This is a genomic window from Streptomyces sp. NPDC006207 (assembly GCF_040613835.1).
Taxonomy (GTDB): Bacteria; Actinomycetota; Actinomycetes; order Streptomycetales; family Streptomycetaceae; genus Actinacidiphila.
On the sequence record NZ_JBEXSX010000001.1, the window covers coordinates 177,411 to 199,207 of the forward strand.

At 73.6% G+C, this 21,797-nt stretch carries 18 protein-coding genes and 1 tRNA gene; 14 read left to right on the forward strand and 5 right to left on the reverse strand.

Annotated features, from left to right (window positions below):
- Window positions 1–328: 328 nt before the first annotated feature.
- Together ABZ312_RS00820 and ABZ312_RS00825 are read left to right on the forward strand one after the other, a co-directional pair.
- Complete coding sequence (locus ABZ312_RS00820; protein ID WP_500331005.1) at window positions 329–991, forward strand: bifunctional DNA primase/polymerase; 663 nt, start codon at window positions 329–331, stop codon at window positions 989–991.
- 148 nt (window positions 992–1,139) lie between these two features.
- The gene (locus ABZ312_RS00825; protein WP_500331007.1) at window positions 1,140–1,670 is read left to right on the forward strand and encodes a hypothetical protein; all 531 of its coding nucleotides are present in this window, start codon (window positions 1,140–1,142) and stop codon (window positions 1,668–1,670) included.
- 202 nt (window positions 1,671–1,872) lie between these two features.
- Here ABZ312_RS00825 and ABZ312_RS00830 read toward each other — a convergent pair whose 3' ends face one another.
- From ABZ312_RS00830 to ABZ312_RS00840, 3 genes are all read right to left on the reverse strand, one after another.
- Window positions 1,873–2,844 (reverse strand): DUF5926 family protein, encoded by a 972-nt coding sequence (locus tag ABZ312_RS00830; protein ID WP_500436060.1) that lies wholly within the window; start codon window positions 2,842–2,844, stop codon window positions 1,873–1,875.
- Between the two features lie 110 nt (window positions 2,845–2,954).
- Window positions 2,955–3,476, reverse strand: a complete 522-nt coding sequence (locus tag ABZ312_RS00835) for an ATP-binding protein (RefSeq protein WP_500359325.1) — start codon at window positions 3,474–3,476, stop codon at window positions 2,955–2,957.
- Between the two features lie 158 nt (window positions 3,477–3,634).
- Entirely contained in the window at window positions 3,635–4,522 is an 888-nt protein-coding gene (locus tag ABZ312_RS00840; protein ID WP_500331013.1) for a glycerophosphodiester phosphodiesterase, read from the reverse strand.
- A gap of 154 nt (window positions 4,523–4,676) precedes the next feature.
- Here ABZ312_RS00840 and ABZ312_RS00845 point away from each other — a divergent pair, with 154 nt between their 5' ends.
- From ABZ312_RS00845 to pip, 5 genes are all read left to right on the forward strand, one after another.
- A complete protein-coding gene (locus tag ABZ312_RS00845) occupies window positions 4,677–6,260 on the forward strand; it encodes a S1C family serine protease (RefSeq protein WP_500436062.1) in 1,584 nt (527 codons plus the stop codon).
- A 59-nt stretch (window positions 6,261–6,319) separates the two neighbouring features.
- Window positions 6,320–6,406: transfer RNA gene (locus tag ABZ312_RS00850), tRNA-Ser, on the forward strand.
- A gap of 130 nt (window positions 6,407–6,536) precedes the next feature.
- On the forward strand, window positions 6,537–6,908 hold the full coding sequence (locus ABZ312_RS00855) for a hypothetical protein (protein WP_500332357.1): 372 nt from the start codon (window positions 6,537–6,539) through the stop codon (window positions 6,906–6,908).
- A gap of 487 nt (window positions 6,909–7,395) precedes the next feature.
- Window positions 7,396–8,763, forward strand: coding sequence for an FtsK/SpoIIIE domain-containing protein (locus ABZ312_RS00860; protein ID WP_500360724.1), 1,368 nt, complete (start codon window positions 7,396–7,398; stop codon window positions 8,761–8,763).
- Window positions 8,764–8,813: 50 nt separating this feature from the next.
- Entirely contained in the window at window positions 8,814–9,776 is a 963-nt protein-coding gene (gene pip, locus ABZ312_RS00865; RefSeq protein WP_500360722.1) for a prolyl aminopeptidase, read from the forward strand.
- A 28-nt stretch (window positions 9,777–9,804) separates the two neighbouring features.
- Here pip and ABZ312_RS00870 read toward each other — a convergent pair whose 3' ends face one another.
- Window positions 9,805–11,289 (reverse strand): multicopper oxidase family protein, encoded by a 1,485-nt coding sequence (locus ABZ312_RS00870; protein WP_500332360.1) that lies wholly within the window; start codon window positions 11,287–11,289, stop codon window positions 9,805–9,807.
- 461 nt (window positions 11,290–11,750) lie between these two features.
- Here ABZ312_RS00870 and ABZ312_RS00875 point away from each other — a divergent pair, with 461 nt between their 5' ends.
- The 7 genes from ABZ312_RS00875 to ABZ312_RS00905 all read left to right on the forward strand — a co-directional run bounded on the left by ABZ312_RS00875 (window position 11,751) and on the right by ABZ312_RS00905 (window position 18,303).
- Window positions 11,751–12,056 (forward strand): hypothetical protein, encoded by a 306-nt coding sequence (locus tag ABZ312_RS00875; protein ID WP_500360569.1) that lies wholly within the window; start codon window positions 11,751–11,753, stop codon window positions 12,054–12,056.
- A gap of 198 nt (window positions 12,057–12,254) precedes the next feature.
- Complete coding sequence (locus tag ABZ312_RS00880; protein ID WP_500360568.1) at window positions 12,255–13,151, forward strand: bifunctional MaoC family dehydratase N-terminal/OB-fold nucleic acid binding domain-containing protein; 897 nt, start codon at window positions 12,255–12,257, stop codon at window positions 13,149–13,151.
- A 1-nt stretch (window position 13,152) separates the two neighbouring features.
- Complete coding sequence (locus ABZ312_RS00885; protein ID WP_500332363.1) at window positions 13,153–13,554, forward strand: MaoC/PaaZ C-terminal domain-containing protein; 402 nt, start codon at window positions 13,153–13,155, stop codon at window positions 13,552–13,554.
- Window positions 13,551–14,741, forward strand: coding sequence for a lipid-transfer protein (locus ABZ312_RS00890; RefSeq protein WP_499512972.1), 1,191 nt, complete (start codon window positions 13,551–13,553; stop codon window positions 14,739–14,741). Before ABZ312_RS00885 ends, ABZ312_RS00890 begins: the two co-directional genes overlap by 4 nt.
- A gap of 108 nt (window positions 14,742–14,849) precedes the next feature.
- A complete protein-coding gene (locus ABZ312_RS00895) occupies window positions 14,850–15,878 on the forward strand; it encodes a DUF1906 domain-containing protein (protein ID WP_500436064.1) in 1,029 nt (342 codons plus the stop codon).
- Window positions 15,879–16,050: 172 nt separating this feature from the next.
- Window positions 16,051–16,575 (forward strand): SigE family RNA polymerase sigma factor, encoded by a 525-nt coding sequence (locus tag ABZ312_RS00900; RefSeq protein WP_500332365.1) that lies wholly within the window; start codon window positions 16,051–16,053, stop codon window positions 16,573–16,575.
- 78 nt (window positions 16,576–16,653) lie between these two features.
- Entirely contained in the window at window positions 16,654–18,303 is a 1,650-nt protein-coding gene (locus ABZ312_RS00905) for a long-chain fatty acid--CoA ligase (RefSeq protein ID WP_500436066.1), read from the forward strand.
- A 72-nt stretch (window positions 18,304–18,375) separates the two neighbouring features.
- Here the strand turns inward: ABZ312_RS00905 and ABZ312_RS00910 are convergent, their stop codons facing one another.
- Entirely contained in the window at window positions 18,376–21,633 is a 3,258-nt protein-coding gene (locus tag ABZ312_RS00910; protein ID WP_500436068.1) for a hybrid sensor histidine kinase/response regulator, read from the reverse strand.
- Window positions 21,634–21,797 lie beyond the last annotated feature (164 nt).

The window sequence follows — 21,797 nt, forward strand, 5'->3', positions numbered from 1 at the left end:
ATATCCATCGCAGCGGGTACGTAAGGGATGGGAGTCGGCGGCCGCAGGAACCCGGCGCCCTGCCAGGGCGTCATAGACGGAGACGGCCGACCCTCCCCCCCCCATGGCGGGGTGTTGCACAGCCAGCGGGACCGCACACAGCAGCAATCGCAAGCACACGCAGCAGTTCCCAGCACTCCGCAGGACGAACAAGCGCCAGTGTGCGCCACCCCCCGCCACGTTCCACGCTCGGCTCGAGACGTGATGCGCTGCCTCGTAAGCGGTGTGTTCCAGATTACGTTGTGTCATGGGCAGATCCCTGAGCGCCAACGGAAAGGAACGAGCGCAGATGCGCGAGATCCTCGGAAAGCGACGCAAGAGCAGTCCGGAGCTGCTGCGTGCGGCGCTCACCTGCGCCGAGCGGTGGCAATGGCCCGTGGTGCCCGGAGCCGGTACGGACGCGCGGGGCGGATGCGCCTGTCTGCGGCCCGACTGTCCGGTGCCGGGCGCCCATCCGCACGATCCGGGCCTCCTCGCGGCGACCCGCGATCCACGGATGGTCCGCTGGTGGTGGACGCGGCGGCCGGACCAGCCGCTCGTGCTCGCCACGGGCGACCGGGTCTCGGCGGTGAGCCTGCCGGCGGTCGCGGGAGCGCGGGCGCTGGGCGTCTTCGACAAGCTGGGGGTGCGCACCGGCCCGGTCGTGGCCACCCCCACGCGCTTCGCGGTCCTGGTGGAGCCGTACTCCCTGGAGGAACTGGGCGAGTTGCTCGACCGCCACGAATGGGTGCCGACCTCGTTGCGGTACCACGGCGAGGGCGGCTACCTCGTCCTGCCGCCCTCGCCGGTCGGATCCGACGGTTCCGACGGCACCGCCGGGGCGCGCTGGGTCCGGCGGCCGGTGGTGGACCCGGGAGACCGGGCGCCGTGGCTGCCCAGCGTGCGGGTGATCGTCGACACCTTGGTGCAGGCGGGCCGCACGGCGCCGGACGGCAGCCGGCTCTCGTACTGAACGGGTCCCGGTGAAGGGTCCCGCGGGAAGTGCGTGACGGTCGCCGTCCCCGTCGGTCGTCACTCGTTCGGGTAGGAGCGGGGGCCGTTGCCCTGCGAACGGGCAACGGCCCCCGCTCCATGTCCGTTTCTCCCGCTATGTTCTGTGCATGATGCGTGCGCCGAACCTGCGGATGGCCGCCCTCGCCACGGTCGTGGCCGTCGCCGCGATGCTGCCCCTGACCGGCGCCACCGCCGGGCCCGTCCTCCCCGCGGTGCCCGTGGACGTCACGACGGCGCTCACGGACGACAAGCCCTTGTCAAGCGGTCCCGATGTCTTCGACTCCCTGCCGAAGCTGGCCGGATCCGAACGCCAGACCGCATCCTGCGGTCCCCAACTCACCTCCGCGGAAGGCCTGCGGGTGCAGACCTGCACCATCGACGAGGACGGCGACACCTGGGCGCGCACGTACTACAGCAACGCCACGGGGCGGCCCCTGGACGGGGTGCTGAGCCTCATGCGGCCCGACGGCCGGACCGTACAGGCGCGGTGCGTCATCACCGCGGACGCGGGGAGCGGGAGCTGCGAGACGCCGCGCGAGCCGACGGTGGCGGGGGCGGCGGAGCCGTACACGGCGGTGGCGGAGATCGCCGAGCGGGGCGGGGAACGCCCGTTGCTGCGCAGCGGATCCGCGTACTGACCCGAGCATGGAAACGTCCGGTCGCTGGCGACGGGGGATGCACCAGCGACCGGACTGTTTAAACGGTAACAAGACTTCGCCCGTACGCAAATCCGGGGTACGGGTTCCGGCCCGGGTTCCGGGCCCGGCCGGCAACGGCTGTGACCAGGATCACCCGGACGCGATCATGGCCTGAACTGCGGCTACCGGCACGGGAGACCGGTCAGCTCAGGGTGATCTGCCGGTTGGTGAAGCCGCTGCGCGCCCGTCGCTCCTCCGCCGTCAGCGGGGTCGTCCGCTCCAGCACCTCGGCCAGCCGCTCGCCGAAGGCCGCCGCCGGCTTCTCGACCTCGTCCGCCGAGACGCCCGTCGGCAGGTCCCACACCGGGACGACCAGCCCGTGCGCCCGGAACGAGCCCACCAGCCGCGTGCCCTCGCCCAGCGACGAGGCGCCCGCGGCGTGCAGCCGGGCCAGCGCGTCCAGCAACTGCTCCTCCGGGTGCGGCATGACCCAGCGCAGGTGGTTCTTCTCCGGGGCCTCGCACCAGTACGCCGCGTCGACACCGGTCAGCCGCACGGTCGGGATCACGGCCGCGTTCGCCCGCTCCAGCGAGGCGGCGACCTCGCCGGTGGCGGACTCCGCGTCCTCCAGCCAGAACTCGAAACCGGTGTGCACCACGGGCTCGAACGCGGCGTCCAGGTCCAACAGGTCCTGCAGCCGGGGACCCTCGGGCGCCGGGCGCTCCCCGCCCACCGGGTTGCCCGGCTCCGCCTGCAGCGCGCGCAGCAGGGTGTCGGCCAGGTCCCGGCTGATGTCCCCGGACGCGGTGTCGTTCTGCAGGCCCAGCAGCACCGTGCCGGTGTCACGGCGCAGCCCCGGCCACGCCATCGGCAGCACGGTCGCCAGCGTGACGGACGGCACACCCTCGGGCAGCGGGTCCTTGAGCGTCAACTCGGCCGTGGCGGCGGGCACCAGCTCGCGCAGCGCCACCCAGTCGCACTCGGCCGGCAGGCCCTCGAACGGCCGTCGCACCAGCTCCGTCACCGCGTGCGCCGCCTCACGGCCGTGGCACGCCTTGTAACGCCGTCCCGAGCCGCACGGGCAGGGTTCCCGGGCCCCGACGACGGGGATCTCCCCGTCGGTGATCTGCGGGCGGGCAGGGGCCTTCGTCTTCGTCGGGCGCTTCTTCGCCATGGCTCGATCTCTCCCGGTAACGGCGGTGTTCCGGCCGTGAGCCTAGCGCCACGCCGTCCGCCCTCATCGGAGGTCGCGCCCGTGGAGGCCGGGCAACTCCCCTGCGGGGGCTAGGGGAGGTCGTCGAAGGGGTCCGCGAAGTCGATCGGGATGTCGAGCTGGGGCACGAGGTCGTCGCGCCGCGCGTGCCGGCTGCGCACCGCGAGCATCGCCCACACCGTGACCTCGCCGGGGGCGTCGCGCACGCCCCAGCGCAGCGACAGGTTCCGCACGATGCCGAGCCCGCGGCCGCCGCGGGCGGTGAGCGAGGGACTGGCCGGAAGCGGGCGGGTGGGCCCGCCGCCGTCGGTGACCTCCACGGTCAGCAACCCGTCCTCGTCGATCCTCCAGGCGGCCCTGATGCCGCTGCCGCCCGAGGACGGCGCGTCCTCGCCCAGCGGCCGGGCGTGCCGGCAGGAGTTGCTGAGCAGTTCCGACAGGATGAGCACGGCGTCGTCGACGACCGGCTCCGCGACCCCGTACGCACACAGTTCCTTGCGCAGCCTGCGCCGCGCCTCGGCCACGCCCGCCGGACCATGAGGCAGGGCCATGGTCGAGGACGTCGGCACCTCCTGGGCCACCACCAACGCCACCCCCGAGACCTCCTTCACCCCACGCCACGGGATGGATGCCCTCTCGTTCTGGGCCGGAAACCGGCCAACTGCGATCTCTTGGGGCACACACAACGATCGAACAGGTTCCGAACGCGCCGGTGCACACCACCCGGGGAGGGAGGGAGTCCGTATTCCCTTCAGCAGCGCCCGAGTTGGGCCAGAACCTGCCGCGGACGGTTGGTGATGACGGCGTCGACGCCCAGTCGCACGCAGAGTTCGACGTCCTCGGGTTCGTTCACCGTCCACACGTGGACCCGGTGCCCCGCCTCGTGCAGCCGTTCCACATACCCCGGGTTGGCGCGCAGGATGCGGATGCCCGGCCCGGCGATCCCCACCCCGGCCGGCAGCCGGCCGTCGCGGTGCCTGGGCAGTACGTACTGCATCAGGAAGACGGTCGGCAGGTCGCGCGAGGCCATCCGGATCCGGCGCAGGGAACGGGAGGAGAAGCTCATGACACGGACCCGGGACGGCTCGCCCGGCTCGGGCCACAGCATCCCGAACCGGTCCAGCAGCTCCACCAGCCGTTCCTCGACCTGCCCCGCCCAGCGCGTGGGGTGCTTGGTCTCGATCGCCAGCTCCACCCGGCGGCCGGTGTCCGCGACCAGCTCCAGCAACTGCTCCAGGGTCAGGACGCGGCTGAGCTCGTCCGGGTCGCCGTCGGTGCGGTCGGGGGCCTCGGCGTCGGCGTCGAGGAGGGAACGCAGCTCCGCGGACGGGCGCCACCGCCGCGTCCCGCCGGCCCTGCCGGCCCCTCCGGCACCCGGCTGCGCCTTCCAGCTGCCGAAGTCCAGGGTCCTCAGGTCCGCGAGCTCCAGCGCGGAGACCGCGCCCCGCCCGTTGGAGGTGCGGTTCACCCGGCGGTCGTGCACACAGACCAGCGTGCCGTCGGCGGTGAGGCGTACGTCGCACTCCAGGGCGTCCGCGCCGTCCTCGATCGCCTTCCGGTAGGCGGCGAGCGTGTGCTCCGGGGCGTCCTCGGACGCTCCCCGGTGAGCCACGACCTGGATCGCGCGGAGATCAGTCACCGGGCTATCGTGCCATCCGCCGGGCCGGGAACGGCCGCTGCTTACGGCGGCCTGACACCCGGTGGGAAAAGCTGTGTCCATCACGACGGTCGTCGTACGTACCGTAGCCGTAACCGTACGCACGGCATACAACGCATATCCGAGGAGAACAGCCGTGAGCACCGAGAACGAGGCCGGCCCGGTCCCGGCGGCGCTGCCGACGCAGCCTCCCGCTGACGCTGGGTCCGCCGCTCCCGCTGCACCTCCCGTGCCCCCCGCCGCCCCGCCTGCCGCTCCCCCGGCCCAGGCGCAGGCGCAGGCGTCGGCGCCGGGCCCGGCCGCCCCCGCGGCTCCGGAGGCCCCCGCGGCCCCCGCGGCCCCCGCGGCGCCGGCGTCCGCGGAACCCGTCGCGGTGGCGCCTCCGGCAGCTCACCCCGCCGGGCCTCCCGCCGGGCCTCCCGCCGGGCCCCAGGCCGCTCCCCCGGCGGCCCCCGCGGCACCGCCCGCCGAGGTGCGCACCGCGCCCCTGCCGCCGGTCGCCCCGCCGCCCACCCAGCCGTACGGCGGTCCCGTCGGGCCCTCCGGGCCCATGGGCCCGTCCGGTCCGGTGGGCCCGGTGTGGGGCACGCCGGTGCCGGCCGCCCCCGCGCCCAAGAAGCGCGGCAACGGCGGCCTGGTCGCCGCCGTCCTGGTCGCCGCGCTCGTCGCGGGCGGCATCGGCGGCGGGGTCGGCTTCTGGGCCGCGGACCGCAACGACAGCTCCTCCTCGACCACCGTCTCCTCGGTCGGCAACCCCAAGGACCTCAGCCGTGCCGCCGACTCGGTCGCGGGCATCGCCAAGCAGGCCCTCCCCAGCGTCGTCACGATCGAGGCCACCGGCCGCCAGGAGAGCGGCACCGGCACCGGCTTCGTCTACGACAAGGAGGGCCACATCCTCACCAACAACCACGTCGTGGCCCCCGCCGCCGACGGCGGCAAGCTCACCGCCACGTTCTCCGACGGCAAGAAGTACGAGGCCGAGGTCGTCGGCCGCGCCCAGGGCTACGACGTCGCCGTCGTCAAGCTCAAGGGGGTCACCCCCGACAAGCTCACCCCGCTCGCCGTCGGCGACTCCGACAAGGTGGCCGTCGGCGACTCCACCATCGCCATCGGCGCCCCCTTCGGGCTCTCCGGCACCGTCACCACCGGCATCGTCAGCGCCCTGCACCGCCCCATCGCCTCCAGCGACGGGGAGGGGTCCAACGCCTCCTACATGAGCGCCATACAGACCGATGCCTCGATCAACCCCGGCAACTCCGGCGGCCCCCTCCTGAACTCCGAGGGCGCTGTCATCGGCATCAACTCCGCGATCCAGTCCACCGGCAGCGACGGCACCTCCCAGTCCGGCAGCGTGGGCCTGGGCTTCGCCATCCCGATCGACCAGGCCCGCCGCGTCGCCCAGGACCTGATCAAGAACGGCGAGCCCGTCTACGCCGTCATCGGCGTCCACGTCGACTCCAGCTACAGCGGCGAGGGAGCCAAGATCGCCACCGGCGCCGACGCCGTCACCTCCGGCGGCCCCGCCGACCAGGCGGGCCTGCGCTCCGGCGACGTCATCACCAAGTTCGACGACACCGTGGTCGACTCCAGCCCCACCCTCATCGGCGAGATCTGGCAGCACGAGCCCGGCGAGAAGGTCAACCTCACGTACACCCGTGACGGTCAGACCCGTACCGCCACCCTCACTCTCGGCGAACGCAAGGGTGACAGCAGCAGCTAAGCCGACCCGTTAGGCTGTCCCCGCGCCGCCCGGCCCACCAGCCGGACCTCGCGGCGCGGGGAGAGTTGCCCGAGCGGCCTAAGGGAACGGTCTTGAAAACCGTCGTGGCAGCGATGTCACCGTGGGTTCAAATCCCACACTCTCCGCACAGGCCGGCGAAGGCGCTGGACAGAAGGGGTGCCCCAAGACACGGGGGCGCCCCTTCTTCGTGCACGATGGTCGGAGACCGGACCGTGCTGAACTTCGGGTAGCGGGGTGCACGCAGGGGGCGCGGGGATGAGCGTGATGTGGGCGGCGACCGCGCCGGAATCGGAGAGGCGCTCGGACGTGGCGGCTCTGGCGGAGCGTGTCGGCGAACTGCGCACCCGTGGCCAGGGGTACGTCGAAGTCCGGCTGCCAGGCGGTGGCTTTCCCCTGCTGGCTCTGGGCTTTCGCGGTGATCAAGCGGTCATCCATCTGTGCGATGACGCGGACAGGTCGTCCCTTCTCCGCGGCGATGGCACCGCCGCGGCGGATGCCGTGGTCGAAGTCCCGGTCATGGACGACCTGGTTGTCTTCAGCGGCGATGTCGTCCTGGCTGTCGATCGCGCCTGGCTCCTGGTTCGTACCTTCATCCAGGCGGGGACGCCTGGCGAACTGGGCGAGTGATGCCAGTTGTGACCACGGCGCGAGCCCCGCGTGCCTGAACGGCACCGCCGCAACAGTCCCCGGACGAGTGCGACGGCGTGCCGGCCGGATCGCCGGAGGCCGAACCTCGGTCCTGAGCAGGGGCTTTATTGGTCGCCTACACGCTGGGGGGAAGGTCTTGAGAACCGTCCTGGCGGCGATGTCACCGTGGCTCACGCCCCACGCTCTCCGCACCGGGCCGGCGAATGCGCTGGACGGAAGGGGTGCCCCAAGACACGGGGGCGCCCCTTCTTCATGCGGCGGGGATGGGTGAACGCCTCGACGCCGCGTACGCCGGCCCTGTCGGGGTCGGCCGTCCGGCGAACCGCCGGTGTCGGTGACGGGACGGTGGGGGCGGGGGTGAGAGAATACGCTTAACGGTCAAACCGGGCATGGGATCTGCTCGCGTGCCGCGGGCGGTCACCGCGCCGGTCCCGGCCGCCGTCCCGAACGGCAAGGGCTGATCACCATGACGGGTGTCGCGCTCCTGGGTGTGCTGCTGGCCTCGGCCGGTGGCCTGGCCTATGCCCGTCGACGGTTCCCGGTGGCGTTCTGGCTGCTGTTCGGGCTGCCGCTGGCCTGGGGGCGGTTCCTGTCGACCTACGGTTCCACGATGGCGGCATGCGGGCTGGCCGTACCGCCGTCGTGGGCGCGGGCGTTGGCGGGGCGTGCGGCGGGGCGCAGGGAGGTGCGGCCGGTGCCGCCGAGGATCCGCCGGGTGGGCGGCTCGCTGACCGGCATGCGGGTGCGGCTGCGCCTGCCGGGCGGGCTGGAGCCGGCCGATGTGGCCGCGGCGTCCAACCGGTTGCGCCACGCGTGGGGCGTGCACGCGGTGCACGTGGTCGAGCTCGGCCCCGGGGTGGTCGAGTTGCGGATGACCGGCTACGACGTGCTCCGCGACGTACGGATGCCGCGCCGCCTGCCGTCCGGCCCGATGGTGGTGCCGGTGGCGCTGCGGGACGACGGGACCGCCTTCGTGCGGAACTACCGGGAGATCCCGCACGCGCTCACCCTCGGGGCGAACCAGTCGGGCAAGTCGGTGTACCAGCGCAACCTGATCATGAACCTGGCCCGGTTGCCCGTGGCCCTGGTCGGGATCGACTGCAAGGGCGGGGTGGAGCAGATCCCGTACGCGTCCCGGCTGTCGGCCCTGGCGACCGACCGGGAGCAGGCGGCGGAGCTGCTGGACGCGCTGGTGGGGGAGATGGAGCACCGGTTCGCGGTGCTCAAGGAGTGCCAGCGCACGGCGCTGGACGCCCCGGAGGAGGAGGTGGCCTCCGACATCTGGGGGCTGCCCGCGTACGTGCGGCCGGTGCCCGTCGTGGTGCTGGTCGACGAGGTCGCCGAACTGTTCCTCAGCACGACGAAGAAGGACGAGGAACGCCGGGACCGCATGGTGGCGAACCTGATCCGGCTGGCGCAGCGGGCCCGCGCGGTCGGCATCTACCTGGAGATCTGCGGGCAGCGCTTCGGGGTGGAGCTCGGCAAGGGCGCCGCGACGCTCCGGTCCCAGCTCTCCGGTCGCGTCGTGCACCGCGTCAACAAGCAGACCGCCGAGGTGGGCCTGGGCGACATCTCGTCCGAGGCGATGGCCGCCGCGACCGCCATCGCCCCGGACCGGGTGGGGGTCGCGGTGGCGGGCGACGCCTCAGGGGGCTGGTCCCACATCCGCACCCCGCTGGTGTCGATCGCCGAGACCGCGGCCGTGTGCCGTGCCCACGCCCATCTGGTGCCCGACCTGCCGGCCCTGGACCGGTACCGCCCCTCCGCCGCGGGCGAGGAGGACGGACCGGCGGAGCCCGGGCCCTTCCCCCGGCCCCGCTCGGGCCCCGAGTGAGGACCGGTAGCCTCGCGGGGTCGTTCGCCGGTGCGGAGGAGGGGATCGTGATGGCAGCAGCGGGGTTTCCGCTGATCGAGCCGTACGCGTCGGGGCTGCTCGACGTCGGGGACGGGCAGCGCGTCTACTGGGAGACCAGCGGGAACCCGGACGGCAAGCCGGTCCTGTGCGTGCACGGGGGACCGGGCTCCGGGGGGAAGCGGGGCAGCAAGAAGACCTTCGATCCCGAGGTGTACCGGATCGTGCTGTTCGACCAGCGGGGGTGCGGGCAGAGCCTGCCGCACGCCTCGGACCCGGCGGTGTCGCTCGAGCACAACACGACCGAGCACCTGATCGCCGACATGGAGCGGCTGCGCGAGCACCTGGGCGTCGAGCGGTGGATGCTGTACGGCGGTTCGTGGGGCTCGACGCTGATCCTGGCGTACGCGCAGCGGTACCCGGAGCGGGTGTCGGAGATCGTGATCGTCGGGGTCACCACGACCCGGCGGGAGGAGATCGACTGGCTCTACCGCGGCGTGGCCCGGCTGGTGCCGGGGCCGTGGGAGACGTTCCGGGACGGGGTGCCGCCCGGTGAGCGGGACGGGAACCTGCCGGCCGCGTACGACCGGCTGCTGAACGGCCCGGACGCCGCGGCGCGGGAGAAGGCCGTACGCGACTGGGTCACCTGGGAGGACGCGGTCATCGCCCATGAGACCAACGGCAAGCCGGGGGCCTACGGTGACCGGCCGGACGACGACCTGGTCGCCTTCGTGCGGATCTGCGCGCACTACTTCGCCAACGGCGCCTGGCTGGAGGAGGGGCAGTTGCTGCGGGACGCGCACCGGCTCGCCGGGATCCCGGGGGTGCTGATCCACGGGCGTCTCGACCTGGGCAGTCCGCTGACGACCGCGTGGGAGCTGGCGAAGGCGTGGCCCGACGCGGAGCTCCAGGTGATCGACGACTCCGGTCACACGGGCAGCCCCACCATGGGGGAGGCGGTCGTGGCGGCGGCGCGGCGCTTCGGCACGCGCTGACGCGGACGGTCACTCGCCGCGGGGCCGCTCACTTGCCGCGGGGACGGGGCGGGACGATGTCGAGCACGGCCATCATGCCCATGTCCTCGTGGTTGAGGATGTGGCAGTGCAGCACCGTCCGGCCGGTGAAGTCCGTGAAGGGGATGCGGATCACGACCCTGCCGCGGGCGGGCACGTTGACCGTGTCGAACCAGCGGTGGTCCGGGTCGCCGGCCTTCCCGTTGGTGCTCATCAGCTGGAACTGGTTGGTGTGGACGTGGAAGGAGTGCTCCTCGTCGCTGTCGTTGCGGACGGTCCACTCCTCGACGGTGCCGAGGACGGAGGTGAAGTCCACCCGGTCCGGCGCGTAGGTCCGGCCGTTGACGTAGAACACGTCGCCCGCCGCGTTCTCGGTGAACACCACCGTCTTGCGGTCCGCGACCGTGGCGTGCGCCAGGTCCTCGTTGGGCGCGAAGTCCGTCGGGATCCGCGCCGGGGTCACGGGGGCGCCGCCGGTCACGACGGTGGCCAGGTCGGTGCGGGGGAACCGGTTGCCGGCCTTGCCGGTGTCGTAGGCGAGGGTCTCCAGCGTCGTGGTGCCGGGCCGGCTGCCGCCCTGCACCAGGACGTCGAACCGGGCGCCGGCGGCGATGACCAGCGTGTCCGCGGCGTAGACCCTGCGGACCGGGTAGCCGTCCTGCGCGATCACGTGGAAGCGGCTGCCCTTCAGGTGCAGGCGGTAGTAGATGTTGGCGCCGATGTTGGCCAGCCGCCACAACTGGGTCTCGCCGGGCCGGAGGCCGATCACCGGGTTCTGCTGCCCGTTGACGGTGCGGTTGGTGCGCGTCCCGATCTTCAGTTTATGGGTCCTGATCGCGTCGCCGTGGATCTGGAAGTCCTTGAGCGCGACGACGTGCTCGGTGATCCCGCGCAGGGACGGGGGCAGGTACCGCCGCAGGCCGTCCACGACGATGACGCCCGACTCCCCGCCCGCGACCTGGGCGGCGGACATCATGTCGGCGTGCGAGTGGTACCAGTAGGTGCCGGGCGTGATGGTGCGCGGCAGCCGGTAGGTGTAGTGGTGGCTCCGGCCGTACGTGATGGCGATGAAGATGTCGTCCGCGGGGCTGCGCGGTGAAACGTGGAGCCCGTGCACGTGGACGTTGGTGTCCTCGCGCACCCGGTTGGTCATGGTGAGGTCGATGCGGTCGCCGGGCCGTACGCGCAGCGTCGGCGGCATGTACCTCCCGTTGTAGGTGAGGGCGTACAGCCGGTGGTCGCCGACCCGGACCTTGCGGCGCTCGACGACGATGGCCGCCTTGAGGACCCCGTCGCGGCTGACCAGTTCCGGGGGGTCCTGCAGCCGTGGGCCGGGTCCCGCCGGGGGCGCCTGCCGGTCCTGCGGGGCGGGCCGGTCCGGGGCGTGGGGGTGCCCGGACGGGGCGTGCCCCGCGCAGCCGGCGAGCCAGGCGGCGGCGAGGAGCAGTGCGGCGACCAGCCGGGTCAGCGGGGTCCGGGCGCGGGACCGGGTCACATCTCTCCCCTGGGGAAGCGGTGCGGCCGGGCGGGGACGTCCGGGCGCGGGGCGCGACGGGCAGCGGGGGTCCGTCAGCCGGAGCGTAGGAAGCGGACGGCCGCCTCCCGGCGCGCCACGCACCGGGGAGGTGCGGCATCCGCCCGAACGGCGCCGTGGTGGCCACCCGGGCGGCGGCGCCGGCGGGGAGGACCGGTCCGCCGAGGTTGGCCGAAAGTCGTGCCGTAACGATTCCGCGCCCGCCGGGCCCGGGTTGTGGTGGCCGGGACGCGGGCGGGCGGTCAGCGGCGGCGGTTGTGGAGGTTTGTCGACAGATCGTCACGCTTGCGAGCGAAAGGGATCAAGGTCCGGCTTGTCCGTCGTGGTGCTGGGCAACTCTGCTTGCGGCGACGTCGCAGAGCCGGCGGAGCGGTCGGCCGGCCGCACCGCGCACCTCGTATCCACTCCTCGGAGGGAAACACATGGCAAGCATCCGTACCGCCCGAGTCGTGTCCGCCCTGGCCGCGCTGCCGCTCGCGGCGGCGCTGTTCGCCGGCACGGCGGTGGCCGACAACGGCGCCGTGGCGGGTGGCACGTCCAACGCGACCGTGGTGAGCAACAGCGGCGGCAACGTGGGCCGCGACAACTTCGGGACGGTGACGACGACGCAGCAGGCGGCGACCGGGGCGGGGGCCTCGAACCAGAACAGCACGGCCAGTGTGGTGGGTTCGGCCTTCACCACCATCAACCAGCCGACGTTCAGCATCCACTTCGGCCCCATGGGGTGAGCGGGCCGGTCCGCCGCCGGGGCGGGCCGGGGGGCTGAAGGGTCGACTGCGCGACGGCAACCTCACTGCCGTCGCGCAGTCACGTCCGGTGTTGTCCACAGCCTGTGGACAACACCTTCCGTCCGGGCGTCTTGACAGCGGTGCCGCTTCCTCGCCAATCTGACGATCAGTCAGAAACTGGGGGCGGTGGCGGCGACGATGACGACCGACGACCTGTACGAGCGGCTGGTGACGTACGAGGGGCGCCCCGCCGCCGTCGCGGGCGAGGGCAAGGACCCCGTGAACCGGCCTATGATCAGGCACTGGTGCGAGGCGCTGGGCCATCCCGTCCCGCAGGACGGCACGGCACCCGCCCCCATGCTCCAGGTGTGGACCATGCGCGGGCTCCCCGGGCCGGGAGACGTCGCCGGGGCCGGCCGCGCCGGCGCCTACGACGAACTGCTCGCGCTGCTCGACGAGGCCGGCTGCACCGCGGTCGTCGCCACCGACTGCGAGCAGGAGTACCTGCGGCCGCTGCGCCCCGGCGAGCGGATCACCTTCGACGCGGTGATCGAATCCGTGTCGCCGCGCAAGACCACCCGCCTCGGCAGCGGCCACTTCGTCACCACGCGCATGGACGTCAGGGCGGACGGCGAACTCGCCGGCCGCCACCGCTTCCGCATCCTCAAGTACGCACCCGCGCCGGCGCCGGGCGGGCGGCCGCGACGGCCCCGCCCGGTCGTCAACCGGGACAACGCCGGGTACTGGGAGGGCGTCGGGCGGCACGAGTTGCTCATCCAACGCTGCTCCTCCTGCGGAACCCTGAGGCTGCCGTGGCTCCCCGGCTGCAACAGCTGCGGCTCCGACGCCTGGGACACGGTACCGGCCTGCGGGCGCGGCACCGTCTTCAGCCGCGTCGTCGTGCACCACCCGCCGTTCCCCGCCTTCGACCCGCCGTACGCGGTCGCCCTGGTCGAACTGGCCGAAGGGGTCCGCCTGCTCGGCGGCGTGGTCGGCGTGCCGTACGAGAAGGTGCGCATCGGCATGCCGGTGACGCTCGAATTCCGGCAGGCCGACGGGGAGCCGGCCGTGCCCGTCTTCCGCGCGGAGGTGTGAGATGACCGGACCGGGGGCGCGGGCGGGCGACGTCCTGCCGGAGCTTCGGATCCCCGTCACGCGGACGCTGGTCGTGGCCGGGGCGATCGCCACCCGCGACTTCCAGGACGTGCACCACGACCCCGACGCGGCGCGGGCCAAGGGCTCGCCGGACGTCTTCCTGAACATCCTCACCACGGGCGGGCTCGTCGGCCGGTACCTCGCCGGGCACTTCGGTCCTTCGGCGGTGCTCCGCTCACTGCGCGTACGGCTGGGCGCACCGGCGCACCCCGGCGACGAGCTGGTGCTCACCGGGAGCGTCACGGCGGTACGCGGCACGGAGGCGACGGTCGAGGTCATCGGCGCGGTCGGGCGGGGGCGGCACGTCACGGGCACCGCGGTGCTGGAGGTGGGGGGCGGATGAGCGTACGCCGGCGCGACGGCCTGGGCGGACGGGCCGCGATCGCGGGGATCGGCGCGACGGAGTTCTCCAAGGACTCCGGGCGCAGCGAACTGAAGCTCGCCGTGGAGGCCGTGCGCGCGGCGGTCGAGGACGCCGGGCTGACGCCGGACGACGTCGACGGCATGGTCACCTTCACGATGGACACCAGCCCGGAGATCACCGTCGCCCAGGCGGCCGGCATCGGTGAACTCGGCTTCTTCTCCCGGATCCACTACGGGGGCGGGGCGGCCTGCGCCACCGTGCAGCAGGCCGCGATGGCCGTCGCGACCGGCGTCGCGGACGTCGTCGTCTGCTACCGGGCCTTCAACGAGCGCTCGGGCCGCCGCTTCGGCTCCGGCGTCCAGCAGCGCGAACCCTCGGCGGAGGGCGCGGCGCTCGGCGTCAACCTGCCGTCCGGGCTGCTCACCCCCGCGTCCTGGGTCGCCATGTCGGCACAGCGCTATCTCCACACGTACGGGCTCGAACCAGAGGTTTTCGGTCATGTCGCCGTCGCCGGGCGCCGGCACGCCGCGACCAACCCGGCCGCGTACTTCCACCGCCGGCCCATCACCCTGGCCGACCACGCCGCGTCGCGGTGGATCGTCGAGCCGCTGCGCCTGCTCGACTGCTGCCAGGAGACCGACGGGGGTCAGGCCCTGGTCGTCACCTCCGCCGAGCGCGCCCGGGACCTGCGGCACCCGCCCGCGGTGATCAGGGCGGCCGCCCAGGGCGCGGGGCGCGGCCAGGAGCAGATGACCGGCTACTACCGGCCGGACCAGGACCTGTGCGGGCTCCCCGAGTCGGCGGTCGTGGCCCGCCAGTTGTGGCGGACCTCCGGCCTACGGCCGCAGGACGTCGACACCGCCGTGCTCTACGACCACTTCACCCCCTTCGTCCTGATGCAGCTGGAGGAGTACGGATTCTGCGGGCGCGGAGAGGCGGCCGCCTTCGCCGCCGACGGCGGTCTGGAACGGGGCGGGAGGCTGCCCGTCAACACCCACGGCGGGCAGCTCGGCGAGGCGTACCTGCACGGCATGAACGGCATCGCCGAGGCGGTGCGGCAGGTGCGCGGCACCAGCGTCAACCAGGTCCCCGGCGCGGCCCACGTCCTCGTCACGGCCGGTACGGGGGTGCCGACCTCGGGACTGCTGCTGGGCGCGGCGGACTGAGCCGGCCCCGGCACCGGCGGCCCATCCGGGGCCGGGCGTTGCTGCGTACGGCTGACAGCGGGGCGTGGCTGCCCCGTTCGCGGGCAGCCGCCTGCGTTCACTCGACCCATGCGCGAACACAAGCCGATCATCCGACACGGGGCGATCGTGGCGATGGTGCTGGCCTGCCTCCTGGCCGGTCCCACCGCGGCCGAGGCCGTCGTGCCGCGTCCCGCCGCGCCGGTCGCCAAGCCGGCCTCGGTGACGGCTGCCACGCCGGGCGCGGTCCGGACGTACCGGCCCGCCCGGCCCGCCCGGGCGCCCGGTGACGGCGGTGACGACGACCCGTTCGGCTTCGCCGACACGGGTCTCCTCGACGGCCTGGACCTCCCCTACGGCCTCGGCGGTGAGGAACGCGCCCCGTCCGGGGCCGGCCCGGCCCGCGTCTACCGCGGCTACGGCTTCGACACCTGCCGCACGCCGCCGCTGTCCACGATGCGGGCCTGGCTGCGCTCCAAGTACCGCGCCGTCGGCGTCTACTACGGCGGCCGCGCCCGTGCCTGCAGCACCCAGCGGCACCTCAACCGCACCTGGGTGCGCTCGGTGCACCGCATGGGCTGGCGCATCCTGCCGATCTACGTCGGCTCGCAGTCGCCCTGCGTACGCGGCAGACATCTGCGCAACCACCGGATGAGCACCGACGACCCCTGGGGCCAGGGCGCGAGCGAGGGCTGGGACGCCGTGCGCAGGGCCGCCGCCCTCGGCTTCGAGGAGGGCAGCGCGCTCTACCTCGACATGGAGGCGTACAACGTCAAGCGGTCCCGCTGCGCCGACCAGACCCTCGACTTCATCCGGGCCTGGGACCGCGAGGTCGACGACGCCGGCTACCTGCCGGGCCTCTACAGCAGTTCGGAGTCCGGCATCCGGCACGTCGAGCGGGCCCGCCGGGAGGGCTACGACGACCTGCCGCGCGCCGTCTGGTTCGCCCGCTGGCAGGGCAAGCCCGCGGTGCGCGGCGAACCCGTCCTCGGCCGGGACGCCTGGCATCCGCACGGGCGCATCCACCAGTACTCGGGCAGCGTGCGCGAGAAGCACGGCGGCCGGCGGCTGGCGATCGACCGCAACCGGCTGGACGGGCCGGTGGCCGTCGTCGGATGACGCGGCGGGCGGCCGCGAGGACGCCGCCCCTGCGGGGCGACCCGTAGGGGCGGCGGGTGCCGCCTCAGCCCTCCGGAGGTGGGGCGGGCCCCCGCCCTACGACTTCAGGGTGACCCCGCTTCGGCACCTGCGGCGGATCCCCCGCACCCGGACCGGCTCCTAGCGTGGAGCCATGACGACGCCCGTGTGCACCAGCGCCTCGCAGGCCCAGTTCACCCGCTACGTCCGGGCCAAGGGCCCGGCGCTGCTGCGGACCGCGCGCTCGCTCACCGCCAACCCCTGCGACGCCGAGGACCTGCTGCAGACCGCCCTGACCAAGACCTACCTGGCGTGGGACCGGATAGACGACCACCGGGCGCTGGACGGCTACGTGCGCCGCACGCTGGTCAACACCCGCACCTCGCAGTGGCGCAGGCGCCGCGTGGAGGAGTACGCCACCGACGAGCTCCCCGAGCCGCATGGCCACGCCGTGACCGGCCCCGACGAGGCCGAGCAGCAGGCCCAGCGCGACGCGTTGCTGCGCGCGATCGCCCGGCTGCCGGCCCGCCAGCGGGCGATGGTCGTCCTCAGGTACTACGAGGACATGAGCGAGGTGCAGACCGCCGAGGCGCTCGGGGTGTCGGTCGGCACGGTCAAGAGCGCGGTGTCGCGCGCCCTGGGCAAACTCCGCGAGGACCCCGAATTGCGCCTGGGGTAGTGACATACCGCTCGGTATGCCAGCAGAATCTCAGCACCCACCTACCCACGCGTAGCCGCTTCAACGAGGAGGCGCCCGGTGCTGAGCACAATGCAGGATGTTCCCCTGCTGGTGTCACGGATCCTGACCCACGGCTCGACCGTGCACGGCCGGTCGCAGGTCACGACCTGGACCGGCGAAGGCGAGCCGCAGCGCCGCTCGTTCGCCGAGATCGGGGCCCGCGCCGCCCGCCTCGCGCACGCGCTGCGCGACGAGCTCGGCGTCCAGCGCGACGACCGCGTAGCGACCCTGATGTGGAACAACGCGGAGCACGTCGAGGCGTACTTCGCGATCCCCTCCATGGGCGCGATCCTCCACACGCTCAACCTCCGGCTCCCCGCCGAGCAGCTGGTCTTCATCGCCAACCACGCCGCCGACCGCGTGGTCCTGGTCAACGGCACCTTGATACCGCTGCTGGCACCGCTGCTGCCGGCCATGGAGTCGGTCGAGCACGTGGTCGTCGTCGGCCCCGGCGACACCTCGCCGCTGGAGGGCTGCCGTCCCGCCCTGCACACGTACGAGTCCCTCATCGAGGGCCGCCCGGACCGCTACGACTGGCCCGAGCTGGACGAGCGTTCCGCGGCCGCCATGTGCTACACCTCCGGCACCACCGGCGACCCCAAGGGCGTGCTGTTCTCGCACCGTTCGATCTACCTGCACTCCCTGCAGGTCAACATGGCCGAGTCGATGGGCCTGACCGACGCCGACACCACCCTGGTCGTCGTGCCCCAGTTCCACGTCAACGCCTGGGGCCTGCCGCACGCCACCTTCATGACCGGCATCAACATGCTGATGCCGGACCGCTTCCTGCAGCCCGGCCCGCTCGCCGAGATGATCGAGGGCGAGCGTCCCACGCACGCCGCCGCCGTCCCCACCATCTGGCAGGGCCTGCTCGCCGAACTCGCCGCCAAGCCCCGTGACATCACCAGCATGCGGCACGTCACCATCGGCGGCTCCGCCTGCCCGCCCTCCCTGATGGAGGCGTACGACAAGCTCGGCGTCCGCCTCCTCCACGCGTGGGGGATGACCGAGACCTCCCCGCTGGGCACCATGGCCCACCCGCCGGCCGGCCTCACCGAGGAGGAGGAATGGCCGTACCGGATCACCCAGGGCCGCTTCCCCGCCTCCGTGGAGGCCCGGCTGGTCGGCCCGTCCGGCGAGGTGCTGCCCTGGGACGGCGAGTCCGCGGGCGAACTGGAGGTCCGCGGGCCGTGGATCGCCGCGGCCTACTACGGCGGCGCCGACGCCGAAGCGCTCCTCCCCGAGGACAAGTTCAGCCCCGACGGCTGGCTGCGCACCGGCGATGTCGGCACCATCACCCACGACGGCTACCTGACGCTGACCGACCGCGCCAAGGACGTCATCAAGTCGGGCGGCGAGTGGATCTCCTCGGTCGAGCTGGAGAACGCCATCATGGCCCACCCGGCCGTCGCCGAGGCCGCGGTGGTGGCCGTACCCGACGAGCGCTGGGGCGAGCGGCCGCTCGCCACGGTCGTCCTCAAGGACGGCTCCGCGGTCGGCTACGAGGAACTGCGCGCCTTCCTCGGCGAGAGCGTCGCCCGCTGGCAGCTGCCCGAGCGCTGGGCCGTCATCCCGGCGGTGCCGAAGACCTCGGTCGGCAAGTTCGACAAGAAGGTGATCCGCCGCCAGTACGCGGCGGGAGAACTGGACGTCACCAAGCTCGTCTGACGACGCGCCACGCGTGCGCCGGGCCCCGGGGGGCGCACCCCCGGGGCCCGGCGCACGTCGTGCGGTGGGCCCTCAGGAGCCGATCTTTCCCAGCATGTCGACGATGCGCCCCTGGACGTCCGTGCTGGTCGACCGCTCCGCGAGGAAGAGGACCGTCTCGCCGGACGCCAGCCGCGGCAGCTCCGCAGGGTCGATGTCGACCGCGGTGTAGACGACCATCGGCGTGCGTTCCAGCCTGCCGTTCGCCCGCAGCCAGTCGATGATGCCCTGGCGCCTGCGGCGGATGAGCATCAGGTCCATCACCACGAGGTTGGGGTGCATCTGCGCGGCGAGCGTCATCGCGTCCGCCTCCGACTGGGCGTGCGCGACGTGCATCCCGCGCCGTTCCAGCGTGGCGGTGAAGGCCTGGGCGATCGGCGTGTGGGCCTCGATCAGCAGCACCCGCGGCGGGTGCTGCTCGCTGTCGCGCGGGGCCAGCGCCTTGAGCAGCACGGCGGGATCGGCTCCGTACGCGGCCTCGCGGGTGGCCTGGCCGAGCCCGGCCGTGACGAGGACGGGCACCTCGGCCTGCGCCGCAGCCTGGCGCAGCGACTGCAGCGCCGTACGGGTGATCGGCCCGGTCAGCGGGTCCACGAAGAGCGCGGCGGGCGGATCGGAGACCTGGGCGTCGACCTCCTCGCGCGAGCGGACGATGACCGGGCGGTAGCCGCGGTCCGTCAGCGCCTGGCGGGTGGAGACGTCCGGCTCCGGCCAGACCAGCAGCCGGCGCGGCTCGTCCAGCACGGCCCCGGGCTCGGGGCCGGTCTCCTCCGTGACGTCGACGGCGCCGTTGGGGCCGTCGAGCGGCTCGGGACCCTCGGTGGCCTCCGTGGGAGCGCCTATGGCGTACGCCCGGCCGGGGGTCTCCGTGCCGTTCACGGCCGCGGGTGCCACGGCCTTGGGTGCATCGGGTTCCGCGGGGGTGGCGAGCTTGCGCCGGCGCCCGGAGCCGCTCGACGGCTGGGCGACCTGCTCGTTGATCTGCTGGGCGAAGGCGACGCCCTGGCCGAGGGTGCGCACGCTGATGGCCCGGCCCTGCGTACCGCCGTCGCTCGGCATGGACGACGGCTGGGGCTGCACCGGCGCCGGTGCCGGTGCCTGCGGCGGGACCATGGGCTGCGGCTGCGGCGGCACCACGGGCTGTGGCTCCGGAGAGCGCTGCGTCTGCTCGGGGATCATCGGCGGCTCGACGGCCGGCGGTTCCGGCAGCGGCGCCGGGGTGGGCGGGGGAAGCCGCCGCGGGTCGACGATCGCCGACGGGCGCGGGGTGCTCTCCACGATGCCGCGCGGGCGCCGGGCCGAGCCCTGGGCCTCCGGCCACTCGGTCGCCGGGGTGGCGGGGACCGAAGGGGCGGCCGGCAGCGCCGGGAGCTCCGGCGTCGCCCGGGCCTCCGCGGTGGGGGCCCGTCGCGCACGGCGGCCGTTGCCCGGCGCGTCCTGCTCCGGCGCGGGCGCCGCCGGCAGCGCGGGCACCAGGCCCGGCTGCGGTTCCTGCGGGGCGCCACGGCGGGCCCGCCGGCCGGTGGGCTGCTCCTGCGCCGGGGCGGGTGCCGGGGGGAGGGCGGCCTGCGGCTGGGGCTGCGGTTGCGGCGGGACCTGCTGCTCCTCGGGACGCCGCAGGGCACGGCGCCGCCCCGTGGGGGTCGGCGCGTCGGTGGTCGGCGCGGCGGGCAGCGCGAGCGCGGCACCGGGGGTCGCCACCGGCGCTGCGGGCCTGGGCGGCTGCGGCGCCGAGGACGGCGCCTGCGCCAGCGCGGCCGGGGCGGTACCGCGCACCGGCTCGGCCGGCACCGGCATGACGGTCGTCTCCGACTCCCGCCGGGGCTCCTTGACCGCCGTCTTCGCGCCGCCCTTGCCGACCGGCACCTCCATCACGTACGCGCTGCCCTGCCCGGGCACCTCGTGCGTCTGGAGCACGCCGCCGTGCTTCTCGACGATGCCCCGCGCGATGGGCAGGTGCACCGGGTTGTCGCCGGCGTGCGGGCCGCGCACCTCGATGCGGACGGAGTCGCCGCGCTGCGCCGCCGCCACCACGATCGTGGAGTCGACGCCGCCGACCACGACCGGCATGTTGCCGGCCGCGTCGACGCCCGCCACGTCCGCGATCAGGTGGGACAGCGCCTGGGACATCCGCTCGGCGTCCACGGTCGCCTCGATCGGCGGCGCGTGCACCGCGTACTGCGCCCGCCCGGGACCGATCAGCTCGACCGCCGCCTCGACGCCGGACGCCACGACCTTGTCCATCGAGGTCGTCTCGCGCTGCAGCTTCTCCTCGCCCCGGTCGAGCCGCTGGAAGGAGAGCACGCTGTCGATGAGCGTGGTGATCCGCGCGTAGCCCGCGGTGAGGTGGTGCAGGATCTGGTTGGCCTCCGGCCACAGCTGCCCGGCCGGGTCGTTGGCTAGCCCGGCCAGCTCGGCCCGCAGTTCGTCCAGCGGTCCGCGCAGGGCGTCGCCGAGCAGCGACTGCAGTTGCGCGTTGCGGGCGGCGAGCGCGTCGAAGCGCGTGCGGTCGGTGAAGGTCATCACCGCGCCGACCAGCTGGTCGCCCTCCCGCACCGGCGCCGTGATCAGGTCGACCGGAACCGAGCGCCCGTCCTTGCGCCACAGCACCTGGCCGCGGACCCGGTGCTTCAGCCCGGAGCGCAGCGTCTCGGAGAGCGGCGTCTCCTCGGCCGGCAGCGGGCTGCCGTCCGGACGGGAGTGGTGCACCAGCGGGTGCAGCTCCTGCCCGCCGAGGTCGGTGGCCCGGAAGCCCAGGATCTGCGCGGCCGAGGGGTTGACCAGGACGATCTTGCCGTCGGTGTCGACGCCGACCACGCCCTCGCTGGCGGCGCGCAGGATCATCTCGGTCTGGCGCTGCTGGCGGGCGAGTTCGGCCTCGGTGTCCAGCGTCCCGGTCAGGTCGCGGACGACCAGCATCAGCAGCTCGTCGCCGGTGTAGCTGTACGTCTCGGCGAAAGGTGTGCGGGCGTCGTCGAGGTTCGCGCTCGTGACCTCCACCGGAATTTCACTGCCGTCGGTCCGCCGGGCGACCATCCGGGTCGGCTTGGTGCGGCCCACGTCGTCGTCGGGGCGGCGCATCGAACCGGGGATGCGACGCGCGTCGAACGCCGGCAGGAGGTCGAGCAGCCCGCGGCCCACGAGGGCGGTGCCCGGCGACTCGAAGGTCTCCAGGGCGATGGAATTGGCGTTGACGACGGTCCCGTTGGCGTTCACCAGCAGCAGCGCGTCGGGGAGCGCGTCGAGTATTGCCGCGAGGCGAGCAGCGCCTCGGGATGGCCTGCTGCTCACGAGACGCGTCCTCCCTGAAAACCGCACTTGCTGCCGCGCCACCACCCGCGAAGGGGGCATCCACCGGTGGTGGCCATCTTGCCGCCGACCGGAGGGCATGTCACTAGAGCGAGTGTACGGGCAGAGGTTGGCGGCGAGGCTCCGGATGCCCATGTCCCGTACGC